This is a genomic window from Citrobacter sp. BDA59-3, from assembly GCF_015167655.1.
Lineage (GTDB): Bacteria > Pseudomonadota > Gammaproteobacteria > Enterobacterales > Enterobacteriaceae > Phytobacter > Phytobacter diazotrophicus.
The window spans coordinates 2,525,791-2,547,080 of sequence record NZ_CP063427.1 but is presented as its reverse complement, the minus strand read 5'-3'; the positions used below and the strand labels follow the sequence as shown (position 1 = coordinate 2,547,080).

The following is a 21,290-nucleotide window of genomic DNA, read 5'->3' as shown; positions in this document are numbered from 1 at the left end:
TAATGTGGTGACAAACCTAATGGAGAAAGTCTTATGAAACTCGCGGTATACAGCACAAAGCAATACGATAAAAAGTATTTGCAGCACGTAAACGAGAAGTTCGGCTACGAGATTGAATTTTTTGACTTTCTACTCACAGAGAAAACGGCAAAAACGGCTAATGGCTGCGAAGGCGTCTGTATTTTTGTTAACGATGATGGCAGTCGCCCGGTTCTGGAAGAGCTGAAAAAGCATGGCGTTAAATTCATCGCACTGCGTTGCGCTGGCTTCAATAACGTCGATCTGGATGCGGCAAAAGAGCTGGGACTCCACGTGGTTCGAGTGCCGGCATATTCCCCGGAAGCCGTGGCAGAACACGCTATCGGTATGATGATGGCACTGAACCGTCGTATTCACCGCGCGTATCAGCGCACCCGTGATGCCAACTTCTCACTCGAAGGGCTGACGGGTTTTACCATGTACGGTAAAACGGCGGGGGTTATCGGTACCGGGAAAATTGGCGTTGCCGCGCTGCGGATCCTGAAAGGTTTTGGTATGCGCCTGCTGGCGTTTGATCCGTACCCGAGCGCTGCCGCACTCGAGTTAGGCGTAGAATATGTCGACCTTACGACGCTCTTTTCCGAGTCTGATGTTATCTCCCTGCACTGCCCACTGACGCCAGAAAACTATCACCTGCTTAACCAGGCGGCCTTCGATCAAATGAAAGATGGCGTCATGATCGTTAACACCAGCCGTGGCGGTCTGATTGATTCGCAGGCAGCGATTGAAGCGCTGAAAAACCAGAAAATCGGTTCGCTTGGGATGGATGTGTACGAGAACGAACGCGATCTCTTCTTTGAAGACAAATCTAATGACGTCATTCAGGACGACATTTTCCGTCGCCTGTCGGCCTGCCATAACGTGCTCTTTACCGGGCATCAGGCATTTTTGACGGCAGAAGCGCTGATCAGCATTTCAGAAACCACACTGAATAATCTGCGCCAGCTTGAGAACGGCGAAACCTGCCCGAACGCACTGGTGTAAACACTGAGGTTCCCTTCATCCGAAGGGAACCCTTTAAGACAATTCCTGCCAACACTCAATTACCGCAGTCTGTTACTATCCTGCCGTTACGTTGATTTTCTTTGAGGACCCAATGAAAAGGATCATTACCCTGTTAACCTTTGGCGTGCTGCTATCCGGCTGTGTAAGCCATGGTGTGAGCAAGAATTCAGTAAACGAGACGCAGCTTGCACAGCATCGCTTCGTGCTCGATACGGTCAACGGACAAGCTGTCGAGAAAGGCGAGCATCCGGCAGACATCCATTTTGACAATAAAATGGTTGTCTCTGGCAGTATGTGCAATCGCTTTACGGGCCAGGGGAAATTGTCCGAAGGCACGCTGACGGTGAAAAAGATGGCCATGACGCGCATGATGTGTGCTGATGCCGAGCGCAACGCACTGGACAACATCATCGGTAAAATGCTCAGTGAAGGTGCCCAGGTCGATCTGACCGATGGTCAGCTTACGCTGACAACTGCCGATCAAACGTTAATTTATACCCAGGCCGATCAGGCTCAGTAAGCGCCACAACTTCCGGCGGCAAGCGACTGTTCGCTACAACGTTTGCCGTTAGGAAGTGCACACATCCCGATTGCAGATCCATCCAGTTGGCGTGCGACAGACAATGACCCACCGACCATTGCACAATTCGCCTCACCGCTGCTGGACATTGACGCACGTAACCCCGGCGCCACATGTGCGGCCGTTGCCTGCTGAACGGGTTCACTGCTGCATGCAGAGAGTAATAAAACAGCACACCCTACCCAAAACGCTGAACGCATTTTTCATCCCCCAATGATTTAGCAAAACCTAAGCATCATAGGCAGCACAGTCCGTTACGTCGAGACCGAAACTGCACCTTTATGCGCTCTGGAAACATTTTGATGCTATTTTTTGCGCAAACGCAAAATAGCACATCGCAAGACAGTAATTGACGTTATGCCTGAAACGGATTTTGAGATAAGACGCAGTCAAAATTGATGTATAACGAGACAATCGTGCGCCATTGTGCAGGCTGGAAATAAAAAAACCTGTCAGATGGACAGGCTTCGAAGATGTTTACTCACACACCTTTTTAGCGTTGTGCCTTACGGAAGAACTGCTCCATCGATTCCCGTACATGTTCATCCGGATTTTCGGCAAGATCACCCTCTCCCGAGGAATGCCGGACAATATTATTATGCCCTTGCAGAAGAACCGGTGGCTGATCTGTGTAAGCTGCCGCCGAGCCCAATGATAAAATCAGTAAAAACCACGCCGTTCTTAACGTCTTACCCATCATCAATGACCCTGTAAGTTGATAACTTGCAGCGGCTATATTGCGGGAGCAAAAGTAAAAAGCTGTATGCGATGTTTAAACGTATCCAGGAAGCTGTGAGCAACTGCATTGGCAGAAAAGACATTGCGCGCCAACAGGCCCCTGCGGATCCCCGGATAAAAGGCAGATTGCGTGTACAAAAAAGGCCCGCCAGAGCGGGCCTAAGACAGGCAAACTATTAACGGAAATTATCCGGCGTGATGCTCAATCACTTTTTGACTGTTCTCAATGGCAATTTTCCTGGGTTTTTCATGCTCAGGAATATCCTGGTAGATATTCACCTCTAAAAGGCCGCTTTCCAGTTTCGCATTGCTGACCTTAGCATGCTCTGGCAGCGAGAAACTTAACCGAAAATCAGAACGTCGTATGCCTCTGTAAATCCAACCTTGTTCATCCTGAGAGTCATTAACCGCACGTTTACCAGAGATATGCAGCGTGCCGCCTACGGTTTCGATTTCCAGCTCGTCTTCTTTCCAGCCTGGAACGCTTACGTTTAGAAGGTAGTTATTTTCGTCGACTTTTTTCAGGTCATAGGCCGGTAACGCCGAGACAGGCGAATCCCCGGTTAACTGACTAAAAAGTTTGTCGATACGGTTGAATCGGTCAGCAAAGACAGAATCAGAAAAGCCCGGAAGTGCTGACAAGGTTCTGAGTGCCATAAATTAACCTCCTGAATATTGGATTCAAAAGTTCAAGTTAAAGGCAAGCGTGGCTTGTCCGCTGATAAAAATAAGCGCCGAAAACGGTTTTTCAAGCCCTGAAGGAAAATTTTTTTCCTGCGACCCGCTACAGACATTCGCATACCGTCCTCGCAAAACGAATTAGTGCTACTCAAGGGAAAATGGCGATCACAAAATTGCGCTATTTTCCGGGAGTGGACATAACGCGACGTACTCAACAGGTTACGACCAGCGCCGAACGACGGAATACAATACATTTCTCAGGCTTATAACTTTCGCTAAAGCCCATGAGATCAAAAACCTTTGGTTCCTTGCTGTCTATACTGACTGAAAGCATGATGAAGGGCGGCGGCAGGTATGGAAAGAAAACGGACTGCGAGTCATAACCCTGAAAGCGAAACGAACATACGCCAGAACGAACGTGATAAATCTATTTAATAAAAAAATGCTTGTAACTGCTCTGCTGGTGCACCACAGAGTCGCGATGCAAGCATAAAGCCGCTTTAAAACTGACATTTAAGCAATGAGAGTTTCCATATGATCACTATTGACGGTAATGGCGCGGTCGCTTCGGTGGCGTTCCGCACCAGTGAAGTTATCGCCATCTATCCTATTACCCCCAGTTCAACCATGGCTGAGCAGGCTGATGCCTGGGCCGGGAATGGACTAAATAACGTTTGGGGTGATACGCCACGCGTTGTGGAGATGCAATCAGAAGCCGGGGCCATTGCTGCGGTACACGGTGCATTGCAAACGGGCGCGCTTTCTACCTCCTTTACCTCGTCGCAGGGTCTGTTACTGATGATCCCGACGCTGTATAAACTCGCCGGTCAGCTCACGCCGTTCGTTTTGCACGTGGCGGCCCGTACGGTTGCTACCCATGCGCTCTCTATATTCGGCGATCATTCCGATGTGATGGCTGTCCGTCAGACTGGCTGCGCGATGCTCTGTGCGGGGAGTGTGCAGGAGGCGCAGGACTTTGCGCTGATCTCACATATCGCGACGCTCAAAAGCCGTGTGCCGTTTATTCATTTCTTTGATGGCTTTCGTACCTCGCACGAAATTAACAAGATTGTACCGCTCTCTGACGATACGATCCGCGCCCTGATGCCACAGGACGAGATTGATGCCCACCGTTCCCGTGCGCTCAATCCTGAACACCCCGTCATTCGCGGTACCTCCGCCAACCCGGATACCTATTTCCAGTCACGTGAAGCGACTAACCCCTGGTACAACGCCGTCTATGATCACGTTGAGCAGGCAATGGAAGCGTTTGCCGCCGCCACTGGACGCCAGTACAAGCCGTTTGAGTATTACGGTCATCCTCAGGCTGAGCGCGTCATTATCCTGATGGGTTCGGCAATTGGTACCTGTGAAGAAGTCGTCGACGAACTGCTTACTTGCGGTGAGAAAGTCGGTGTACTGAAAGTGCGCCTGTTCCGTCCGTTCAGCGCGCAGCATCTGCTTGCCGTCTTACCGGAATCGGCAAAAACTATAGCCGTACTCGATCGCACAAAAGAGCCAGGTGCGCTGGCTGAACCTCTCTATCTGGATGTGATGACCGCGCTCGCAGAAGCCTTTAATAGCGGTGAACGTGAAACCCTGCCCCGCGTTATCGGTGGACGCTACGGATTATCATCCAAAGAATTCGGTCCTGATTGCGTACTGGCCGTCTTCAATGAACTGCGCGCCAGCAAACCTAAACCGCGTTTTACCGTCGGCATTTATGATGACGTGACAAACCTGTCGCTGCCATTGCCGGAAAACACGTTGCCATCAAAATCCCGACTGGAAGCCCTGTTTTATGGACTTGGCAGTGACGGGAGTGTTTCGGCCACCAAGAACAACATCAAGATTATTGGTAATTCAACGCCGTGGTATGCACAGGGGTATTTTGTTTACGACTCCAAAAAAGCGGGCGGCCTGACAGTTTCGCACCTGCGCGTCAGTGAGCACCCGATTCGCTCAGCCTATCTGGTCTCGCAGGCGGATTTCGTTGGCTGCCATCAATTGCAGTTTATTGATAAATATCAGATGGCAGAGCGCCTGAAACCTGGCGGCATTTTCCTGCTCAACACCCCGTACAGTGCCGACGAAGTGTGGGATCGACTGCCGCAGGAAGTTCAGGCCGTGCTGAACCAGAAGCAAGCCCATTTCTACGTCATTAACGCTGCGAAAATTGCCCGCGAATGTGGCCTGGCCGCACGTATCAACACGGTAATGCAGATGGCCTTCTTCCATCTGACCCGCATCCTGCCAGGCGACAGCGCGCTGGCGGAGTTGCAAGGGGCCATTGCCAAAAGTTACAGCAGCAAAGGTCAGGAACTGGTTGAGCGCAACTGGCAGGCGCTGGCAATGGCGCGCGAATCGCTGTTCGAGGTTCCGCTACAACAGGTGAATCCAGCCAGCGCGCCCCGCCCGCCCGTAGTCTCCGATGCCGCCCCCGATTTCGTTAAAACCGTTACGGCCGCCATGCTGGCAGGCCTGGGTGACGCCCTGCCCGTCTCTGCGCTGCCGCCAGACGGTACATGGCCGATGGGCACCACTCGCTGGGAGAAACGCAACATCGCCGAAGAGATCCCTGTCTGGAAAGAGGAGCTCTGTACGCAATGTAACCACTGCGTTGCGGCCTGCCCACATTCAGCCATTCGCGCCAAAGTGGTTTCACCCGAAGCGATGGAACAGGCTCCGACAAGTCTGCATTCACTGGATGTGAAATCCCGTGATATGCGTGGACAGAAGTACGTGTTGCAGGTGGCGCCAGAGGATTGCACCGGGTGTAACCTGTGCGTGGAAGTCTGCCCGGCCAAAGATCGTCAAAACCCGGAAATCAAAGCCATCAATATGATGTCGCGTCTGGAGCACGTTGAAGAAGAGAAAGTGAATTTCGACTACTTCCTCAATCTGCCGGAAATTGACCGCAGCAAACTGGAACGTATCGATATTCGTACCTCGCAGCTTATCAGCCCGCTGTTTGAATACTCCGGCGCCTGTTCCGGCTGCGGCGAAACGCCGTATATCAAGCTGTTAACCCAACTGTATGGCGATCGCATGCTGATAGCTAACGCCACCGGGTGTTCGTCGATTTATGGCGGTAACTTACCTTCCACGCCGTATACCACCGATGCGGCAGGACGTGGCCCGGCATGGGCGAACTCCCTGTTTGAGGATAACGCCGAGTTTGGTCTGGGCTTCCGCCTGACAGTCGATCAGCACCGCAAACGCGTGATGCGCCTGCTGGAACAGTTCGCCGCGCATATTCCAGGCGAACTTAACGATGCGCTGCATGCCGATGCGACACCGGAAGAGCGTCGTGAACAGGTTGCCTCGCTGCGTCAGGCACTGGCCGGTGTCGAGGAAGCCAAAGAGCTGTTAACCGATGCTGATGCGCTGGTCGAGAAATCGATCTGGCTGATTGGCGGCGACGGCTGGGCCTATGACATTGGCTTTGGTGGTCTGGACCATGTGCTCAGCCTCACCGAGAACGTCAATATCCTGGTGCTCGATACGCAATGTTATTCCAACACCGGCGGTCAGGCATCCAAAGCCACGCCGCTTGGTGCGGTCACCAAGTTTGGTGAACATGGCAAGCGTAAGGCTCGCAAGGATCTTGGCGTCAGCATGATGATGTACGGCCATGTTTATGTGGCGCAGATTTCACTTGGCGCGCAGCTCAACCAGACGGTAAAAGCGATTCAGGAGGCGGAAGCCTACCCTGGACCGTCGTTGATCATTGCCTATAGTCCCTGTGAGGAACATGGCTATGATCTGGCATTAAGCCATGATCAGATGCGTCAACTTACGGCAACCGGCTTCTGGCCACTGTATCGCTTCGACCCACGCCGTGCGGATGAAGGCAAATTGCCGCTGGCGCTCGATTCCCGTCCACCGTCTGATGCGCTGGCCGAAACGCTGCTCAATGAGCAACGCTTCAGGCGGCTTAACGCCCAGCAACCAGAGGTGGCAGAACAGCTCTGGAAAGATGCCGCCGCCGATCTGCAAAAACGCTATGACTTCCTCGCCCAAATGGCAGGAAAATCGGAAAAAAGCTCGACGGAATAACAAGATAAGTAGAGCAAAAAGCCTGCATATTTGCAGGCTTTTTATTTCTGCGCGTCTTGCAACAGACGGCGCATCTGGTGGATGATAAACCTTCCCCGCGCCGAGTTGTAAAGGACACCCAGCATGCGACACCATCCCGTAAAATCCTCCCGTATTGCGTCCATTGGCTATGACGAACGCACAAACACGCTGGAAGTCCGTTTTCACGATAAAAGCACCTGGCAGTACCACGGCGTGCCCGAAAGAATTTTCACAGTATTTCTGACGGTTGTATCGAAAGGCCGCTATTACGATGGCGTAGTGAAAGGCAAATTTCCGGAAAAGAAAGTGGCCTGAAAGACAGGTAAAACCTCACAGTACGCGCAAAAAAGTGGCGCATTGTCTGAAAATCCTGCCATAACAGACGCCGCTGATATAAAACTGTCAAATAAATGAGCCATACTCATGTTCAGACCTGAACATTGGTCTGACGACTCCTTAGCCATTGAGAACGATTGAATGAAATTAAGCAGAACTCGCCGCACGATGCAGATTCACTGGAGCCTGCAGCGTCAACGCGAAAACCAATGGAAGAAGTTCAGCCTTGTGCTGACTAACCGCAGATCCTGAATACTTGTCTTTGTCCGCCATTATGTTCCCTCAACGTAACGGCAATGCCCTTTTCTCTTACCGCTAAACGCCTCAATAAGTGCTAACAATGATCATTCTGGTGAGAGCCGTTAAGCAATAGTCATTTTTCGCGTTATAACATTTGCAGAGCCGATCCGGTTTGGGTAATGTGCTCTTCTGCTTTTTCACCTCTGGCATTAGAGAACAGTTATGAGACTGGGTATTGCTTTCCCCATCATCGTATTTATCGTCGCTGTCGCATTTCTCAGTTGGTTTATTATCGGTGGCTACGCTACGCCGGGCTAATAGCGGCATTCATTCCTGCCATCGTCTCCGCGATAAAAATCCTGTATTCGCCGTCAAGCATTGCTACAATCTCGCTTTAGCGCCCATATCTGTTGGTCAGGCATGCCTGATTGACGTTGAACACCTGAATTGAGCCTTTTTTTCATGTCGCAAAATCAAGAAATTACCAAAAAAGAACAATACAATCTGAACAAGCTGCAAAAACGTCTGCGCCGTAATGTGGGCGAGGCGATTGCCGACTTTAATATGATTGAAGAAGGCGACCGCATCATGGTCTGTCTCTCCGGCGGTAAAGACAGCTATACCATGCTGGAAATTCTGCGCAATCTGCAACAAAGCGCGCCGATCAATTTCAGCCTTGTGGCGGTCAACCTCGATCAGAAACAGCCGGGCTTTCCGGAGCACATTCTGCCAGCTTACCTGGACCAGCAGGGTGTCGAATATAAGATCGTCGAAGAGAACACCTACGGGATCGTAAAAGAGAAAATTCCGGAAGGGAAAACCACCTGTTCGCTCTGCTCACGCCTGCGTCGCGGCATTTTGTACCGTACGGCCACTGAGCTGGGTGCCACTAAGATCGCGCTGGGTCATCACCGTGACGACATTTTGCAAACGCTGTTCCTGAACATGTTCTATGGCGGCAAAATGAAAGGCATGCCGCCAAAGCTGATGAGCGATGATGGCAAACATATCGTGATTCGCCCGCTCGCTTACTGCCGCGAAAAAGATATCGAGCGTTTTGCCGCAGCAAAAGCATTCCCTATCATTCCCTGCAACCTGTGCGGTTCACAACCGAACCTGCAACGTCAGGTTATTGCCGATATGCTGCGCGACTGGGATAAACGTTATCCTGGGCGTATTGAGACGATGTTCAGTGCGATGCAAAACGTAGTGCCTTCGCATCTGAGCGATACCACCCTGTTTGATTTCAAATCTATTCATCACGGTTCTGCGGTAGTGGACGGTGGCGACCTCGCCTTTGACCGCGAAGAAATCCCTTTACGGCCAGCGGGCTGGCAGCCTGATGAAGACGACGGCGATTTCGCTGCCAGTCGCCTCGATATACTTGAAATCAAGTAAGCCATCAGCCCTCTACCACAGAGGGCTTTTTTCTATCTGTGCGGCGGTGGATCGACAATGGGCCGAGGGTCCGGGTCGAACGGCGGGTCGGGAATGGGCTGCGGCTTTGGTATAGGGTCAGGCACTGGAACCGGATCTGTTGGAAGTGGGTCGCTCATCTGCAGTGGGGTTAATGTATGCATTTTTGCCTCCTTCTTCGCATTGCCATCCTTTAAGGGTAGACCGGACAAACTGAGAGGCAAAAAAAAGCCGACTCTTTTAAGTCGGCGTCGTACGAATCAATTGTGCTATGCAGTAATTCAAAAAAGGAAGTAAGACAATATGGAGCGCAACGCCCATCGCTTGACGTTGCATTCACCTGCGAGTGCAATATTGCACTGGTTGCGTAGAGCATTTATTGATATCGCTCAAAGTAAACGGCGTTTTTATGTTCAATTTTTGTTAAAAAAGTGAAATTTTACAGCCATTTACTACGATGCAACCACCAGGTAACACCCCCTATCAGGATGACCAACATAATGCAGAAAAGTGCGAAGCCAAATCGCCAACCGCCGCCGGGTATTCCGCCTAAATTGACACCGAACAACCCGGTCAAAAAGGTGCTGGGCAGGAAGACCATTGCCATCAACGACATGGTGTAAGTTCTGCGCGCTAACGACTCCTGCATCACCTGCGTGATTTCATCCGTCATCACCGCCGTGCGCGCGATACAGGCATCAATCTCATCAAGTCCCCGCCCCAGTCGGTCTGCAATATCTTGCATACGACGACGCTGATCGTCGGTCATCCACGGCAGCCGCTCGCTGGCCAGACGGGCAAAAACATCTCGCTGTGGCGCCATATAGCGACGCATCACAATCAACTGTTTACGCAGTAATGCAAGGAAACCTCTGGGGGGAATCTCCTGATCAAGTAAATTGTCTTCAAGGTCGATAATCTTATCGTGTAGCTCTTCAATAAACTCGCTGGCATGGTCGGTCAATGCATCACAAACATCCACCAGCCAGCCGCCGCAGTCCGTCGGCCCGGTCCCTTCCTCCAGGTCGCTCACGACATCATCCAGCGCCAGCACCTTACGCTGACGCGTTGAGATAATCATCCGTTCATCCATATAAACGCGCACGGCAACCAACTGGTCCGGGCGCTCGTCTGTGCTGCCGTTAATGCAGCGCAGCGTGATAAGCGTACCTTCCCCTACGCGACTGACACGTGGACGCAGGCTTTCACCGGCCAGCGCGTTACGCACGCTATTAGGTAACTGCGGCGTTGATGCGAGCCATTGCGCGCTCTCCTGATTGGTATAATTCAGATGCAGCCAGCAAGGATGCTGTGCATCAATCACATCATCAGGTTCCAGCGGTTTGACTCCGCCCTTTCCATCCAGACGCCAGGCGAAAACCGCATCCGGAATATCAACATCCGTTCCTTTGATCGCTTCCACAGCGCCTCCCCTTCAACATAAGTGCTGTTGTCAGTCTAGCTCTCTGCGCCCGTTAAGCAACCATCATGCTGAATTCGTTACAAATATTAAAAAAAAAGCCCGCATGAGCGGGCCAGAGGCGGGATGACCTGAAAATTAGAACGAATGCCAGTAATTTTCCTAGTTACCAATAGCAGGGCTTACCTGACGATTTCTACGATTTTCGAAAGGAACGCTTGAGGGTGTCGTAACGGGGCCGATGTCTTTTACCTGGTTGTCCGCCAGACGGAACTTAGAGGTACGAGCCTGCAGTTCGATAACCCGGTTTTTCAGAATGTCAGAAGAACCTGCCAGTTCTTCAACCATGGTGACATTACTCTGTGTCACTTTTTCCAGCTCAGACAACGCCAGTGTAATCTGCGAAATGCCTTTTTCTTGCTCCAGGGTCGATACAGCAATTTCACCCATTAACTTGCTGACCACACTCGCACCGGCGACAATTTCATGCATATTTTGTTCGGCCTGGTTGACGACTGCCGCCCCTTGCGTGACGTTTTCCGTGGTGACGGCAATCAGCGACTTAATATTTTTGGCCGCTTCGGCGCTGCGGTGCGCCAGGCCTCTGACTTCTCCTGCTACAACAGAGAAGCCTTTACCGTGATCCCCCGCTCTTGCGGCTTCCACAGCAGCGTTCAGCGCGAGAATATTTGTCTGAAAAGCAATGCCATCAATAAGAGAGATGATATCTGCCATTTGGCCCGCGCAGTCAGTAATGGACTGCATATTTTTCGCCACCTGCCCCATCAAGTCGCCACCTTTACGCGCACTCGCACTGGCATCGTTCGCCCGGGTACTGGCAAGCCGCGTGTTTTCGGCATTATTTTGGGTACTACTGGCTATCTGCTCCATACTGGCCGCTGTCTGCACCAGTGCCGCAGATTGCTCCTCAGTTTTAACCGACAGCTCGCCGCTTCGCGATGCCAGTTGATCGGAGAGATCCATTGCGTTCTGTGAAGAGAGACGAATTTCATTAACCAGCGTTGCGATACTTGCAGAAAGGCTATTAATGCCTGGAATTAACCGTCCGGCGCAATTGTTACCAAATTCGGGGATCGTAATCGACAGGTTGCCGGCGGTCACTTCTTCGATACTTTTCTTCACCGTATTAATTGGCGAGACTAAATAATACGTCATATACAGCCAAAGCAAACCCAATGTTGCTACCGAAACCACGCTAATTGCTGTAAATAAGGCCATATTTTTTGAGATGGCGATCACTAAAATATCGATAATGAAAAAAGAGGTAATCAGGAATGATAATATAAAGCTTCTTACACTAATATTTTTAAGCATGCGGCACCAACAATACTTCACGAGGGATAATATTCTTATAGCATTCGAAAATAACTTTTTCATCCCGAATTTGATCGTAAGACATGTTTAGCTTACCTTCGCTGAAATTTAACTTAAGAGTGGCATTAAAATCCAAAAACACAGAGATGCTGCAAATTTTAAAGTTAAGACATCTAAATAACTTGTCATGTCAGGAGGCAACCCGCCATGCAAAAAGCGGCTCTACATCTCAATAATTTAATCCATTACGCCGCTTAAATTATATTTAAGCCATGCTAAAATGATTCATAACCCTAAAGTTACTCATATGAATGCCGATAATAATAATTTACTTTTAATTCAGCTTAAATAGCAGTATAAATAATAAATATTTCCAACAACATAAATTCACCAGGTTAGCTGCTAGAATAAAAATTAGAATTAACTCTTTCCTTTTCAGCGGGCGTGAAATGCATAATGCTTTATGTATCGTGGGACCCCATACTTATCGGTATTTCTTTTGTTGTGGCGTTCATTGCCTCATTTGTGGCATTGGATAGCGCCAGCAAAATTTTTTCATCCACCGTTCGCGGCGCGCTGTTCTGGCGACTCTGTGGCGGTGCGACACTAGGCATGGGAATCTGGTCAATGCATTTTGTTGGTATGCTGGCAATGCGCATGCCGATCGTGATGCATTACGACTTAGTGTTAACCATTGCTTCCTTCGTTGTTGCCTTAATTGCCGCAACACTGGCTATCAACGTTGTTGTCAGCGAAGAGATACTGCCCTTTAAACGTCTTATACTGGCGACCTGTTTATTGTGTCTGGGCATAGTGGGAATGCATGCTCTCGGTATGGCCGCCCTCACCGATTACGTCACTCTCTACTGGAACACGCCGCGTCTCATCCTCTCTGTAACCATTGCTTTCTTTGCCTCCGGTTTTTCGCTATGGCTTGCCTTTGTTCGCCAGGTCAACCATCACGGCGCATTTATCTATCGGGTTTTCGCTGGTCTCGTTCTCGGTATCACGATATGCGCCATGCATTATGTGGCGATGAGCGCCGTTGAGTTTAGCAATGGTAAAGACAGCGCTGGAATTATTGTTCGCAGTACTGCCTATTACTCTACACATACCAGCGTGAGCGAAGCCGGTCTTTCAATTTGGGTCTCGACTTCCACGCTGATTGTACTGGGAATAATGCTGTTTATTTCACTCATTGACTCCCAGATCCGCACCTCGCGACTCACAGAGAGCCTGCGTCAGTTAAACCATCAACTGGAGATGCAGGCCCATTTCGACCCACTGACCAACCTGGCAAATCGAATCCAATTCGATATTTTACTGGATGCTTGCCTTGCCAGCGCAGCAGCCCAGCGGCAGCGATTTGCCGTATTGTTTATGGATCTTGACCGTTTTAAGCAGGTCAATGATGCCTTTGGACACCACGTTGGCGATTTATTATTGAAGTCCGTCGCCGTAAGACTTTCGACCTGCGTCAATGCAAAAATGACGCTGGCGCGCCTTGGGGGCGATGAGTTTATTTTGCTGGTACCTGATTGTATAGATGAGGAAATCACCATACTGGCAAAAAGACTGGTAGACACTATTCATTTTCCATTTTATGAACAAGGGCATGTGATAAACGTGTCATTAAGTGTTGGCATCAGTTTTTATCCCCTGCACGGTGACACCGTTCAGGATCTGAAATTTAAAGCGGACGCCGCGATGTATCGCGTCAAACAAAATGGGCGTAATGGCTGGGAAGTCTGGCATCCGGCAATAACTCACAATGCGGCAAACACTCCTTTTTTCCTCTCTGATATATCAATCAACCAAAAGTAAAGTTTGCTTATTGCAACGATACATATCAATTCACATTTTTTTGCGTTAGATTTTCCTCAAGTCTGATAATAAAACTGCCGAAAACGCTATTATTCGATAAGTTACAAAGACTAAAGCGACGCGCACGATAAGGGGATAAATCCATGCTTACAGATCGCCTGGATGCGCTAAACCTGTTGACAACACCCGTTTGGGTGATTTCACCTGAGACAGAAGAATTGCTCTTCACCAACGCAGTGGCGAAGAAATTGACCGCTGAGCGTTCAGTACGGGAATTGCGAACCGGTACATATTCGGCATATGCACATCACAGCCTGGCCATGTACCTGCCGGGTCTCAGGAATCAACACAATATTATTGAAGTCTGGACTGTTCACATTGATGGCGAAGAGGTGAGTTTAAGTTGTAAAGCCTCCCTGCGCGAAATCAGTGGGATAGGTGAAGTGATATTTTTTGAAGGATTATCCTCGGGAACATCCGCCAGAGTTAAAGCCAGCCGCTCAACAACATACCGCCATCGCAAACAAGGCTTTTATGCCCGTTTTTTCTATACCAACTCCGCACCTATCCTGCTTATCGATCCCGCCAGAGATGGCCTGATCGTTGATGCCAATCTCGCTGCACTGCGTTTTTACGGGTACTCGTACGATGAGATGTGCCAAAAGCACACCTGGGAGATCAACACCCTCGGACGTGGTATTTTGCCAGTGATGGCTGAAATCGCCCATCTGCCTGGCGGCCATAAGCCGCTCAATTTTGTACACAAGCTGGCTGATGGCTCAACCCGCCATGTTCAGACCTATGCTGGCCCGGTTGAAATCTATAATGACCGACTGATGCTATGCATTATTCACGATATCACTGAGCAGAAACGCCTTGAGCAGGAACTGGAATATGCCGCGCACCGCGATTTACTCACCGGTTTGCTCAATCGCCGACAGTTCTACCATCTGACTGAACAGATTATGCCGACCGCGTTCGATTTCAGCCTGTTGCTGGTCGATACCGACCACTTTAAACGCATCAATGATCAATACGGGCATCAGAAAGGCGATGAAGTCCTGATACAACTATCCCGCACGCTTGAGCAACATTGCCGACGCGGGGATTATGTTTTCCGCTGGGGCGGCGAAGAGTTTCTGTTGCTGTTGCCCCATACGACAGAGGAAATCGCTGTTAGCATCGCTGAACAGTTACGTCAGGCCGTCGCCAGTATCAATATTCCCCAACTTCCGGGATGTACTGTAAGTATTGGCGTGGCTCGTCATCTGGCGGGAGAATCGCTGGATGATCTGTTTAAGCGTGTGGATGAAGCGCTGTACCGTGCAAAAAACAGTGGGCGTAATAAGGTGCTGGCAGCCTGAATTCGTGACAAAAAAATGCGCCCTTGCGAGGGCGCTTTTCAACGATGGGCGTTATTTAGTGGATGCCCATCCGCCAGGCAAAATCGATCTCTTCTTTGAGCTCGCTATGCGAGAGCGTCAGCAAATCCGCGAATTCCAGCCTGAGTTGTTTTAATTTCTTAAGGTATTCCGCAGGCGTCAATCCGCTTTTATCGCGACGGAGATATTCAATTGCCAACTGAGTGGGGTCTAATTCGGTGTGCATATAATCCTCATGTGTGGTTAAAACATAATCACTATAACACATTATTTCGACCATTTTTTGACCAAAGTCGTATGCGCGTTCGTCTCCACGCTTCACATTCTTTCGATGGCAGGCACCAGCCTATGGGTAAACGGGGAAAATGCGGCGCTGGCGCTGCATAAGCGCCAGCGGAGATGTCGAAAAACGTTATACCCGTCAGAAAACTCAGTGCTTAATCAAATACATTGTGCGTGTATACGCCACATCTTCCGGGTTAGTGATGGGATAGCCTTTAAGCCATGGCTTAATCAGGCGACCATTGGTGTATTGATAGATAGGAATGATGGGTGCTTTTTCCGCGATGATCTTCTCAGCCGTGTTGTAATCCGCATTGCGGGCTTCGGCCTGTGTCTCCTGCGCAGCCTGATTCATGACCTTGTCATATGCCGGATCGTTAAAACGCGCGATGTTGCCACTATGGGGAGATGTCAACAGCGACAGAAAAGTAGACGGTTCATTGTAATCCCCCACCCATGAGGCGCGGATAACATCAAAGTTGCCGGTATTACGGCTATCGATATACGTTTTCCACTCCTGGTTTTGCAGTTTGACATCAATGCCCAGATTCTTTTTCCACATCGATGCCACCGCAATCGCGATTTTCTGATGCGTTTCGGAGGTGTTATACAATAACGTCAATTCCAGCGGACGTTGTGGGCCATAACCCGCGGCCTGGAGTAGGGTTTTCGCCTGGGCATTGAGCTCCGCCTGGCTCATCTTTTCCAGCGCCGAAGGCTGTGGTTTAAAGCCTGCGGTAACATCCGGTGTGAATCGCCAGGCCGGCTTTTCCCCGGTTCCCAGCACCTTCTCAGCCATCACGCGGCGGTCTACGGTCATACTCAGCGCCAGACGTACGCGCGGATCGGCTGTCGGCCCTTTTTGCGTATTAAGGGCATAGTAATAGGTACCGAGCTGCGGTGGGGTGTAAACCTGGCCGGGAATCTCCTTGAGCAATTTCTGGTACTGATTTTTCGGGAAGGACTCTGTGATATCAATTCCCCCGGCAAGATAGCGATTTGTCGCCGCCGTTTCCTGATTGATCGGCACAAATGTCACTTTCTGAATGACGGTTTTACGGTTATCCCAGTAATGGGTATTCGGTTTGAGTTCAATTTTCTCATTCACCACCCGGTTTTCCAGCACGTAAGCGCCATTGCCGACCAGGTTGCCTGGACGCGTCCAGTCAGGGCCGCTTTCAACATTGGCTTTCTGCACCGGGTAAAACGCGAAATTCGCAGCCAGGTTCGCAAACCATGGCAACGGCTTATCGAGTTGCACCCGCAACGTATGGGCATCGACCGCCGTCACGCCAAGTTTATCCGGCGTCGCCTTGCCATCAACGATATCCTGCGCGTGGGTGATTCCTGCAAGCGCCGCAAACCAGGCAAAAGGTGACGTTGTTTTCGGATCGACCAGGCGCTGCCAGCTATAAACAAAATCTTGTGCGGTGACCGGCGTGCCGTCGGACCATTTCGCATCATTACGCAGGGAGAATGTCCAGACGCGGTTATCGCTGGTCTGCCATTTGGTGGCCACGCCAGGGATGATGTCGCCTTTCTCATTCTGATTGACCAGGCCTTCGTACAGATCGCGAATGACCTGAATCTCCGGCAGCCCTACCGCCTTCGCCGGGTCAAGCGATGCGGGTTCGTCTTTAATATGGCGAACCAACTCCTGTTTCTGAGCCAGCACCGTGCCCTGCGGAACATCCGCAGCCCAGGGCGATGAGGAAAAACCACAGAGTAAAAGCGCACAACTGAGCAACGAGACAGGATGCTTCATGAGATCCCCTTTTATGTTTTGAAGCAAAACGAAAGATGAGGTAATTATTTGTTTTAGAAAGAGCGAATGCAAATTTTCGTCGATGGAAAGTTGACGGCTATTCCTTTTTGCCTGAATACAGCAATAATTTGCCCAGGCGAGAAATATGCCCAACACTTGCAATAAGCCAACCAGAATAAGGATGACTATGCCTGCTTCACGCCCACGCCCGGAACGGGGTGCCTTTCCTTCCGGTAGCGAATATTACGGACACTCTCTGTTAGGTGCCCCGCTCATTTGGTTTCCGGCAACCGAAGCTTCACATGCCAGCGGGCTTATCATTGCGGGAACCCATGGTGATGAAAATTCCTCTATTGTGACGCTTTCCTGCGCCTTGCGGACATTGAAACCAGAACTTCGTCGACACCATGTTGTGCTGGCCGTCAATCCGGATGGTTGCCAGCTTGGCCTGCGTGCGAATGCCAGCGGCGTGGATTTGAATCGTAATTTTCCGGCCGCAAACTGGAAACCCGGCGAGACGGTTTACCGCTGGAACAGCGCCGCCGAAGCGCGTGATGTGGTGTTATCGACAGGTGATGCACCCGGCTCCGAACCCGAAACTAAAGCATTGTGCCAGTTGATTCACCAGGTCCGCCCCGCCTGGGTGGTGTCGTTTCACGATCCGCTAGCCTGTGTGGAAGATCCACGCGACAGCGCCTTTGGTCAGTGGCTGGCGCAGGCATTTAATTTACCGCTGGTCACCAGTGTCGGCTATGAAACACCCGGCTCTTTCGGTAGTTGGTGCGCGGATATGAATTTGCACTGCATCACACTGGAATTCCCGCCAGTTTCAGCCGATGAGGCCAGCGAGAAATACCTCAGCGCGATGACAGCGCTACTGCGTCATGATGTGGAGAGATGAAGCTGGCCAGGGGTGAATTGCAGCGATGGTTCGACATCTACCGCAAGCCAGGTAGGACCGTCGAGATCGGCAAAACGAACCTCACCCACCAAAGGTAGTGCCGCGGCAATGGCGCGTGAAGTACAGATCATGCAGCCCAGCATCAGGCCAAAACCCTGCTCGTGCGCCGCACGGGCCAACGCCAGCGCTTCTGTTAACCCGCCGGTTTTATCGAGCTTGATATTAACCATCTCATAGCGCCCCGCCAACGCGGCGAGATCCCGTTGCGTGTGGCAACTTTCATCAGCACAGATGGGCAAAGGATGGATAAAGTTATCCAGCGCGGCATCATCGCCTGCCGGAAGAGGCTGTTCGAGCATTGCCACGCCAAGATCTGCCAGAAGCTGGCAACGGGCAGCAAGACCTTCACTTTGCCAGGCCTCATTGGCATCAACGATCAACGTGGCTTCCGGTGCAGCGGCACGTATTGCCACCAGCCTTTCGCTGATCAAATGATCGTCAAGCTTCACCTTAAGCAACCTTGCCCCCGTCTCCCACAGCGCCGAGGCACTGGCGGCCATTTGCTCAGGCGTACCGATGACCACGGTTTGCGCAGTAGTGACTGTGGCGGGCAATGTCACGCCCACATACTGCCCGAGCGTCATTCCCTGTCGCCGGGCTTCCAGATCCCAAAGCGCACAGTCAACGGCATTACGCGCCGCACCGGCAGGAAGCAGTGTCTGGAGTTCTTCACGGGTCAAACGATTTTCCAGTTGCGGCAGGATCGTCATAATCTGCGCAATCACCGAAGCTTCGCTCTCGCCATAACGGGGATATGGTGTGCATTCACCTACGGCTTTCACGCCGTCTTCTTCCAGTTCAACAACCACTACCCGAGCCTCGCTGCGCGCACCTCGAGCAATGATAAATGGCGTGTGTAACGGCCAGGTTTCATCATAAACCTTAACGCTTCTCATCCCTTTCTCCTCTGCCGCCTTTTCCACGATTATAGATGTGAAATTAGGTTTGCCGTGGTCCTTGCTTTCAGAATACACTAGCGACGAAGTTAACTATATGTAAACAGGAAGATATATATGTCACAGCTTGTCCATTTCCAGGGTAATCCAGTTTCCGTTGCCGGTAAGATTCCGCAGGTCGGTTCCAAAGCTGCACCGTTCTCTCTCGTGGCGAAAGACCTGTCTGACGTTGCATTAAGCCAGTTTGCAGGAAAACGTAAAGTTCTGAACATTTTCCCGAGCATTGATACCGGCGTATGCGCCGCATCTGTGCGTAAATTTAACGAATTGGCAACAGGCGTAAACGACACTGTCGTTCTGTGCATTTCCGCTGACCTGCCATTCGCCCAGTCTCGCTTCTGCGGTGCGGAAGGTCTGAGCAATGTGATCACCCTCTCCACGCTGCGTAACGCTGAGTTTCTGGAAAACTACGGTGTGGGCATTTCCGAAGGCGCGCTGAAAGGTCTGGCGGCACGTGCTGTGGTGGTCATTGACGAAAACGACAATGTCATTTTCAGCCAACTGGTGAATGAAATCACCAACGAGCCTGACTATGCTGCCGCACTTGAAGTGCTGAAAGGCTAATAAAGTCTGCCCGGTAACGCGCTGTTTACCGGGCAATTCGTATTACTCGTCACCCTTCTTCTGGCTCAAACCATATTCCCGTAGTTTATTCGCGATCGCCGTATGCGAGACGCCAAGGCGCTTTGCCAGCTTACGCGTACTGGGGAAACTGCGATAAAGCTGTGTCAGTACCGAGCGCTCAAAGCGGCTGGTGATCTCATCAAGCGACCCTTCCATCGCATCTTCGCCGACAGGCAGGGTAGCGGCATCAAAATCCGGCAGCAGAATATCCTGTGAGCGTAGCTCGTAGCCTTCCAGTTGGGTAAGCGCACGGTAGATCGCGTTTTTCAACTGACGAACGTTACCCGGCCAGCCATAACGGGTCAGAACGTTACCCAGATCGGCCGACAATTTAGGCCGGGGAACGCCCTGCTCATCGGCAAAACGGGCAACAAAGAGTTCGGTCAGCGGCATGATATCCTGCGGACGCTCCCGCAACGGCGGTAGATTCAGCGTCAGAACATTCAGGCGATAATAGAGATCTTCGCGGAACATCCCCTTTTGCACGAGCTCCACCAGGTTGCGCTGGGTGGCGCAGATCACCCGCACATCGACGTGTACCTCATGGTCTTCCCCAACCCGGCGGAAAGTCCCGTCATTGAGAAAACGCAGCAGTTTAACCTGCATTCGCGCCGACATTTCGCCGATTTCATCCAACAACACAGAACCGCCATTCGCCTGTTCAAAAAAGCCCTTTTTCCCTTCCGGGGCATGACCAAACAGTTCACTTTCGACGGCATCTTCCGGAATCGACGCGCAGTTCAGCGCCAGGTAGGGTTTCGCCGCACGCGGACTGGCCATATGACAGGCTCGTGCCAGCAAATCTTTACCCGTCCCCGTGTCACCGGTAATCAGTAGCGGTGCCGTAAGTGTAGCCAGCTTCCGGGCCTGCTCCATCACCTGGCGCATCTTCGGACTGACGGCGACAATCTGGCTGAAAGCGCCCAGATCCTGTTGCGAAAGGTTTTGTAACTGACGTCCCATTCGGACGGTGGAACGCAGCATCACTACCGCACCGGTCAGAACCGGTTCGCCGGATTCGCCTTCCAGATGGACCGGGGTGATTTCCATCAGGAAATTTTGCCCATTAATGGCAACATGTTCGCTATGAGAGTTGTGCGGGTTGCTTTCCAGCCAGCGCGTGAAATTGAAACCGGAAATGAGCTGTACCGCGTTGTGATTGCGCAGTTTGCTCTGGTCCAGCGCAAATAGCTGGCAACTCGCCGGGTTCGCCAGTTCAATCTTCCCTTTCATATCCAGCGATAAAACGGGTTCCGGCAGCGCCTCGAGCACCGCACTCAGCGCACGATGCTCACGCTCGGAAGGCATCCACAGCACGGTGCGCACGTCGGTTACGCCAGGGATACGGCGAATCTCTGCCATCAGGCTGCTGAATGTATTGAACTCCAGGGCAGCAAAATTCAGGTAGATGCGCCCGACAGGGTCTATCTCTATTCCGCGTAAATCAATGCCGCGTAACACCAGTAAATCCAGCAGTTCGCGTGTCAGACCGAGTCGGTCTTCACAAAAGACTTCAAGACGCATGGAAATATCACCCCAGATAATCAACGAATGCCGGGATGATATGTCAGTTCCTCTCTGGCAGGAAGATGTCTGTCAAGAAATATTGACAGCATGGCGGAAAAG

Annotated in this window: 19 protein-coding genes; 10 read left to right on the top strand and 9 right to left on the bottom strand. The window is 51.1% G+C overall.

Annotation, left to right across the window (positions count from 1 at the left end):
* Positions 1 to 33 precede the first annotated feature (33 nt).
* Positions 34 to 1,023, top strand: a complete 990-nt coding sequence (locus tag IP582_RS11990) for a 2-hydroxyacid dehydrogenase (RefSeq protein WP_193796084.1) — start codon at positions 34 to 36, stop codon at positions 1,021 to 1,023.
* Between the two features lie 112 nt (positions 1,024 to 1,135).
* A complete protein-coding gene (hslJ, locus tag IP582_RS11985) occupies positions 1,136 to 1,564 on the top strand; it encodes a heat shock protein HslJ (protein ID WP_193796083.1) in 429 nt (142 codons plus the stop codon).
* Here hslJ and IP582_RS11980 read toward each other — a convergent pair.
* The 3 genes from IP582_RS11980 to IP582_RS11970 all read right to left on the bottom strand — a co-directional run bounded on the left by IP582_RS11980 (position 1,558) and on the right by IP582_RS11970 (position 3,019).
* On the bottom strand, positions 1,558 to 1,824 hold the full coding sequence (locus IP582_RS11980) for a DUF333 domain-containing protein (protein WP_072039689.1): 267 nt from the start codon (positions 1,822 to 1,824) through the stop codon (positions 1,558 to 1,560). The two genes, hslJ and IP582_RS11980, sit on opposite strands and share 7 nt — an antisense overlap.
* A gap of 293 nt (positions 1,825 to 2,117) precedes the next feature.
* Positions 2,118 to 2,324 carry a hypothetical protein gene (locus tag IP582_RS11975; protein WP_193796082.1) on the bottom strand — a complete coding sequence of 69 codons (207 nt, stop codon included), beginning with the start codon at positions 2,322 to 2,324 and terminating at the stop codon, positions 2,118 to 2,120.
* A 224-nt stretch (positions 2,325 to 2,548) separates the two neighbouring features.
* A complete protein-coding gene (locus tag IP582_RS11970) occupies positions 2,549 to 3,019 on the bottom strand; it encodes an Hsp20 family protein (protein ID WP_039076969.1) in 471 nt (156 codons plus the stop codon).
* Between the two features lie 558 nt (positions 3,020 to 3,577).
* Between IP582_RS11970 and nifJ the strand changes: the two genes are divergently transcribed.
* From nifJ to ttcA, 4 genes are all read left to right on the top strand, one after another.
* Positions 3,578 to 7,102 (top strand): pyruvate:ferredoxin (flavodoxin) oxidoreductase, encoded by a 3,525-nt coding sequence (gene nifJ / locus IP582_RS11965; protein ID WP_193796081.1) that lies wholly within the window; start codon positions 3,578 to 3,580, stop codon positions 7,100 to 7,102.
* A 123-nt stretch (positions 7,103 to 7,225) separates the two neighbouring features.
* Positions 7,226 to 7,438 (top strand): KTSC domain-containing protein, encoded by a 213-nt coding sequence (locus IP582_RS11960; protein WP_193796080.1) that lies wholly within the window; start codon positions 7,226 to 7,228, stop codon positions 7,436 to 7,438.
* 483 nt (positions 7,439 to 7,921) lie between these two features.
* On the top strand, positions 7,922 to 8,017 hold the full coding sequence (locus IP582_RS11955; protein WP_139153700.1) for a YoaK family small membrane protein: 96 nt from the start codon (positions 7,922 to 7,924) through the stop codon (positions 8,015 to 8,017).
* 144 nt (positions 8,018 to 8,161) lie between these two features.
* Complete coding sequence (gene ttcA, locus IP582_RS11950; protein ID WP_193796079.1) at positions 8,162 to 9,097, top strand: tRNA 2-thiocytidine(32) synthetase TtcA; 936 nt, start codon at positions 8,162 to 8,164, stop codon at positions 9,095 to 9,097.
* A 457-nt stretch (positions 9,098 to 9,554) separates the two neighbouring features.
* Here ttcA and zntB read toward each other — a convergent pair whose 3' ends face one another.
* Together zntB and IP582_RS11940 are read right to left on the bottom strand one after the other, a co-directional pair.
* Positions 9,555 to 10,538, bottom strand: a complete 984-nt coding sequence (zntB, locus tag IP582_RS11945; protein ID WP_039076965.1) for a zinc transporter ZntB — start codon at positions 10,536 to 10,538, stop codon at positions 9,555 to 9,557.
* 159 nt (positions 10,539 to 10,697) lie between these two features.
* Positions 10,698 to 11,870 (bottom strand): methyl-accepting chemotaxis protein, encoded by a 1,173-nt coding sequence (locus IP582_RS11940; RefSeq protein WP_193796258.1) that lies wholly within the window; start codon positions 11,868 to 11,870, stop codon positions 10,698 to 10,700.
* Positions 11,871 to 12,326: 456 nt separating this feature from the next.
* On the opposite strand from IP582_RS11940, the gene IP582_RS11935 reads away from it, so the two are divergent.
* Together IP582_RS11935 and IP582_RS11930 are read left to right on the top strand one after the other, a co-directional pair.
* On the top strand, positions 12,327 to 13,694 hold the full coding sequence (locus IP582_RS11935; protein WP_228007979.1) for a diguanylate cyclase domain-containing protein: 1,368 nt from the start codon (positions 12,327 to 12,329) through the stop codon (positions 13,692 to 13,694).
* 143 nt (positions 13,695 to 13,837) lie between these two features.
* Complete coding sequence (locus IP582_RS11930; RefSeq protein ID WP_193796078.1) at positions 13,838 to 15,058, top strand: sensor domain-containing diguanylate cyclase; 1,221 nt, start codon at positions 13,838 to 13,840, stop codon at positions 15,056 to 15,058.
* Positions 15,059 to 15,113: 55 nt separating this feature from the next.
* Here IP582_RS11930 and IP582_RS11925 read toward each other — a convergent pair whose 3' ends face one another.
* Together IP582_RS11925 and IP582_RS11920 are read right to left on the bottom strand one after the other, a co-directional pair.
* The gene (locus tag IP582_RS11925) at positions 15,114 to 15,302 is read right to left on the bottom strand and encodes a YdiH family protein (protein WP_039076991.1); all 189 of its coding nucleotides are present in this window, start codon (positions 15,300 to 15,302) and stop codon (positions 15,114 to 15,116) included.
* A 204-nt stretch (positions 15,303 to 15,506) separates the two neighbouring features.
* Complete coding sequence (locus tag IP582_RS11920; protein WP_193796077.1) at positions 15,507 to 17,123, bottom strand: ABC transporter substrate-binding protein; 1,617 nt, start codon at positions 17,121 to 17,123, stop codon at positions 15,507 to 15,509.
* A gap of 187 nt (positions 17,124 to 17,310) precedes the next feature.
* Here IP582_RS11920 and mpaA point away from each other — a divergent pair, with 187 nt between their 5' ends.
* Entirely contained in the window at positions 17,311 to 18,024 is a 714-nt protein-coding gene (gene mpaA, locus IP582_RS11915) for a murein tripeptide amidase MpaA (protein WP_193796076.1), read from the top strand.
* On the opposite strand, the gene ycjG is transcribed toward mpaA, so the two are convergent.
* Positions 18,006 to 18,980 (bottom strand): L-Ala-D/L-Glu epimerase, encoded by a 975-nt coding sequence (ycjG, locus tag IP582_RS11910; protein ID WP_193796075.1) that lies wholly within the window; start codon positions 18,978 to 18,980, stop codon positions 18,006 to 18,008. The genes mpaA and ycjG overlap by 19 nt on opposite strands.
* Positions 18,981 to 19,097: 117 nt before the next feature.
* On the opposite strand from ycjG, the gene tpx reads away from it, so the two are divergent.
* Positions 19,098 to 19,604, top strand: coding sequence for a thiol peroxidase (gene tpx / locus IP582_RS11905; protein WP_039076959.1), 507 nt, complete (start codon positions 19,098 to 19,100; stop codon positions 19,602 to 19,604).
* 42 nt (positions 19,605 to 19,646) lie between these two features.
* Here tpx and tyrR read toward each other — a convergent pair whose 3' ends face one another.
* Positions 19,647 to 21,188 (bottom strand): transcriptional regulator TyrR, encoded by a 1,542-nt coding sequence (tyrR, locus tag IP582_RS11900; protein ID WP_039076990.1) that lies wholly within the window; start codon positions 21,186 to 21,188, stop codon positions 19,647 to 19,649.
* Between the last annotated feature and the right edge of the window lie 102 nt (positions 21,189 to 21,290).